Genomic DNA, 4,215 nt, shown 5'->3' with positions numbered 1-4,215 from the left:
TTTCACCTTTGCCGCGACGACCTCGGGATGGAGTGAGCGCACCCCGTCGTTGATGTTCGTGCCGTCGGGCTCGACTCCGCAGGCGACGACCTTTGCGCCCAGCTCACGAAAGACCAGCGGGCTGACCGCATAGGCCGCGCCGTGGGCGCAGTCGAGGACGATCTTCATCCCGTCAAGATCGAGGTCGTCGGGAAAGGTTCGCTTGCACGAGAGCACGTAGCGACCGCGCGCGTCCTCGATGCGGAAGGCCTTGCCCAGGTCTCCAGGATCTGGCCGGTGGCGCTCTGCAAAGGCATTGGCCTCGAAGACGTGCTGCTCGAGTTCGAGCTCTACCGCGTCGGGAAGCTTGTAGCCATCGGGACCGAAGATCTTGATGCCGTTGTCCTGGAAGGGATTGTGCGAGGCGCTGATGACAACGCCCGCGTCGGCGCGCATGTCGTGGGTCAGAAACGCGATACCCGGCGTGGGCATGGGCCCCACCAGCAGCACGTCGGCCCCCATGGAACAGATGCCCGCAACCAGCGCGTTCTCGAGCACATAGCCCGAGAGCCGCGTGTCCTTGCCGATCAGGATGCGGGGCCGGTGCCCGCGCCCGTTTCGAAAGTGCACGGCCACCGCGCGTCCGAGGCGCACAGCCACCTCCGCGGTCATGGGCTCGAAGCCCGCCACGCCGCGGATGCCGTCGGTGCCGAAAAGCTTTCTGGCGCTATTGGGTGACAATGAGATCGAACTCCTTGGGCTCGTAGTCGAAGTAGAGCCCGTCACGCGGCGGGTTCACGCGGAAGCTCATGCGAAGCTTCTGCGCGCGGTATTTGCCGGCCGAATAGCCGCGGGCCTCGGCCTGCACTTCAAAGGAATCGGCATCCAGGCCGCGCAAATTGGAGATTGTTCCCGTCACGGTCACGCGCACCTGCGGCGGCGTCAGGCTCACGCGGGTTCCGGACTCTACGAGCGGCGTCACACGCACGCCCTCGATCACCTTGTCAATCACCTTTTCAGAAAGGCGAATCTGAAGATCTACCACCGGCGTATCGAGATAGGGAAGCACGCGCTGGTCGGCTTCGAGTTCCACGCGACGCACAACCGATTGGCTGAGATCGGCAATGTTGAGCTTGGCCGTCGGAATATTCTCGAGGGATTTGACCAGCGACTTCGGACCGCGGAAGCGAACCTTGGGCGGCACCGCGCTCACGCCGTCGAGCAGGTAATTCTCGGCGATCTCGCCCTCGACCCGCGGCGCGATGGTGATGTCTTTCTCGATCAGGACTTCCACGCTCACGTTCAGGGCATAGGGTGTGATTTCCTCGATCTCCAGGTCACCGGGAAGGCCGGAGATCTTCTCCTCGGTGATGAACTGCTTGGAGTTGCCCGGCGCGATGTCGGTCATGTCCACCACGACCTTCATCGACTCCGGGTCGAGCCGTGCCATGCGCGCGGGGACCCCGCGCAGTGCGAGCGAAACGCGCAACGCATCGGCATCGGTCACGACAAGCCCCTCGGGCAGGTTCTTGAACTCGATGGGAAGCGAGATCTTGCGCACCGCCTCGCCCTGGAGCTGCAGGCCTCCCCAGATCAGCAGTGCCAGCAGCACCGAGATCACCGCGCGCTGGATTTTTGCACGGTCTTTCATTTGAACAGCTCCAGCAGGTGACTTCGAAGCGTCTGCGCATCCAGGTCCCGGGTGAGCCGCCCTTCGAGCGAAACGCTGATGGTCCCCGTCTCTTCAGAGACGACGACCACGACGGCATCGGTCTCTGCCGTAAGCCCCAGTGCCGCGCGATGGCGCGTTCCCAGTTGCTTGGAGAGATCGGGGTCGACGTTGAGCGGCAGCACGCAGCCGGCCGCCTCGATGCGCCCGCCCTGAATAATCACCGCGCCATCGTGAAGCGGCGAGTGCGGAAGAAAGATGCTGTAGAGCAAATCACGCTCGACGCGCGCATCGATTTCGGTACCGATCTCAACATAGTCGCGAAGCCCGATTGCACGCTCAAGCGCAATGAGTGCCCCGATCTTCTGCGCGGCCAGCGCGCCGGCGACCTTTGCGATCTCGTCGAGGATCTGCGTCTCCGAGACCGGAGAGAAACCTCGGAAAAGCCGCGTCCTGCCAAATCGCGCAAGCGCGCGCCGCACGTCTTCCTGAAAGAGAATGATCACCACAAGGAAGGAATATTCGAGGACGCTATCGATGACCCACTGCGTGGCGTGCAGATCGAGATACTGCGCAAAGGTGTAGACGACGAAGATACCGGCGATGCCGATGAGGATGGCCACCGCGCGCGTGCCCTCGATAAAGGCCAGCACGTAGTAGATGCCCAGGGCCAACAGCGCGATGTCCAGCGGCGCCGTTGGCGGCAGTGTGGAGAAAAACTCCGTCATAGGGAATTTCTACAATGATTTCGGTAAGTTGACAAGCCTCGACGGGAGAAAATCCGGAGAGACTCCCCTCTCAAGCCGCGTGGAGTCGCAGGTTGCGATAGGCGCCGGGCTCATGGACTCGCAGGATGCGCGCCCCGCGCTGGGCAGCGGCGATGCTGGTGGCCTGGGTGCCGCGCTCGCGCTGCTCGGCACTGTCACCGAAGACCTCGCCCAGAAAGCTCTTGCGGGAGGTCCCCACCAGCACCGGGAAGCCCATTTCCACGATCTGTGAGAGCCTGTCGAGCAGTTGCCAGCTTTGAGGGGCCTTCTTTGCAAAGCCGATACCCGGATCGAGGATGATCCGCTCCCTGGCGATCCCCAGCTTGAGGGCCGCCTCCACCCGCTCGGCGAGTTCGTCGCGCACTTCCTCGGCCACGTCCTCATAGTGGGCGCGCTCGTACATCGTCTGCGAGCTGCCGCGGTGATGCATCAACACAACGGCAACGCCGCGCGTGGCAATCAGCGCGCCCAGCTCGGGATCGGCCACCAGCGCGCTCACGTCGTTGACAAAGTCGGCGCCGGCATCGAGGGCGGCCTCGGCCACGCGGGCTTTCTGGGTATCGATGGAGATAGGCGCTGAAATCCCGGCAGCCCGAATGGCCTCAATGGCCGGCACGACGCGCGCGATCTCTTCTTTGGCGCCCACCGGCGTCGCACCCGGGCGTGTCGACTCGCCGCCGATGTCGAGCAGATCGGCCCCCTGCTCCATCAGATAGCGCGCCTGCGAGAGCGCCTGTTCGGGGCTCACAAAGCGCCCGCCGTCGGAGAAGCTGTCGGGGGTCACGTTGATGATCCCCATGAGCAGACAGCGCCGCGTGATGTCGTAACGCTGCGTACCGAGTTCGAGTTCGCCGGACATACGTTTCTTCCAAGAAAACGGGCGCGGCCTTGCTTAGCCGCGCCCGTTTGCATTCGAGTTCACTGATTCGCTCAGGTGGGCACCTTGTCGGGCACCAGGCTGGGTGCCGATTCCGGCTTGCCCTTGTCACTTCGGTCGTCCGACTTGGGCGCCTGCGTGACGGCCGGCGCCTGCGCCGGCAATGTATCGCCGCGCATGACCGCTTCGACCTCGACCGCATCGAGGGTCTCACGCTCAAGCAGATACTTGGCCATGCGATGGAGGATCTCGATGTTCTCTTCGAGTAGCTTGCGCGCCCGGTCGTAGTTCTTGGCAACGATGTCACGAATCTCACGGTCGATCTGCTGCGAGGTGTCCTCGGAATAGTTGCGCGAACGGGTCATGTCGCGGCCCAGGAACACTTCAGTCTCGGCCTCACCGTAGGTGAGTGGACCGAGCTTATCGCTCATGCCCCACTCGCACACCATTTTACGGGCCAGATCGGTCGCACGCTCAATGTCGTTGCCCGCACCGGTGGTGAGCTCATCGAAGATGAGCTCCTCTGCGATGCGTCCGCCCATCAGGATGGAGATCTGCGACTCCACATAGCTGCGCGAATAGGTGTGCTTGTCTTCGGCGGGCAAATACTGGGTCAGACCCAGCGCCATGCCGCGCGGAATGATCGTCACTTTGTGAATGGGATCGGCAGAGACGAGCAGCTTGCCCACGATGGTGTGGCCCGCCTCGTGATAGGCCGTGGTCTTCTTCTCGGCGTCCGAAATCACCTGGCTGCGGCGCTCGGTGCCCATCATCACCTTGTCCTTGGCGGCGTCGAACTCCGCCATGGAAACCGACTCGCGGTCTCGGCGCGCGGCCAGCAGGGCCGCTTCGTTGACAAGGTTTTCCAGGTCGGCGCCGGCAAAGCCCGGCGTTCCGCGCGCAATGACGTTGAGGTTCACATC

General features: G+C 63.3%; 5 protein-coding genes. All 5 read right to left on the bottom strand.

Going from position 1 to position 4,215, the window contains the following annotated elements; genetic code table 11:
- On the bottom strand, positions 1-720 hold a 720-nt coding region (gene glmM / locus KDH09_19195), incomplete at its 3' end, for a phosphoglucosamine mutase (GenBank protein MCB0221832.1).
- On the bottom strand, positions 707-1,630 hold the full coding sequence (locus tag KDH09_19190; protein ID MCB0221831.1) for a YbbR-like domain-containing protein: 924 nt from the start codon (positions 1,628-1,630) through the stop codon (positions 707-709). The genes KDH09_19190 and glmM, both read right to left, overlap by 14 nt.
- Positions 1,627-2,376 carry a diadenylate cyclase CdaA gene (cdaA, locus tag KDH09_19185; protein MCB0221830.1) on the bottom strand — a complete coding sequence of 250 codons (750 nt, stop codon included), beginning with the start codon at positions 2,374-2,376 and terminating at the stop codon, positions 1,627-1,629. Before cdaA ends, KDH09_19190 begins: the two co-directional genes overlap by 4 nt.
- Positions 2,377-2,446: 70 nt before the next feature.
- Positions 2,447-3,274 carry a dihydropteroate synthase gene (gene folP, locus KDH09_19180; protein MCB0221829.1) on the bottom strand — a complete coding sequence of 276 codons (828 nt, stop codon included), beginning with the start codon at positions 3,272-3,274 and terminating at the stop codon, positions 2,447-2,449.
- Positions 3,275-3,345: 71 nt separating this feature from the next.
- Positions 3,346-4,215, bottom strand: an 870-nt coding sequence (locus tag KDH09_19175; GenBank protein MCB0221828.1) for a hypothetical protein, incomplete at its 5' end; no start/stop codon positions are given.

Source organism: Chrysiogenia bacterium (genome assembly GCA_020434085.1).
Taxonomy (GTDB): Bacteria; JAGRBM01; JAGRBM01; order JAGRBM01; family JAGRBM01; genus JAGRBM01.
This window is presented reverse-complemented; position numbering and strand designations above follow the sequence as displayed.

Coding starts and splice junctions, on each gene's coding strand:
- KDH09_19190 (MCB0221831.1), bottom strand. CDS start 1,630: ATGAAAGACCGTGCAAAAATCCAGCGCGCGGTGATCTCGGTGCTGCTG.
- cdaA (MCB0221830.1), bottom strand. CDS start 2,376: ATGACGGAGTTTTTCTCCACACTGCCGCCAACGGCGCCGCTGGACATC.
- folP (MCB0221829.1), bottom strand. CDS start 3,274: ATGTCCGGCGAACTCGAACTCGGTACGCAGCGTTACGACATCACGCGG.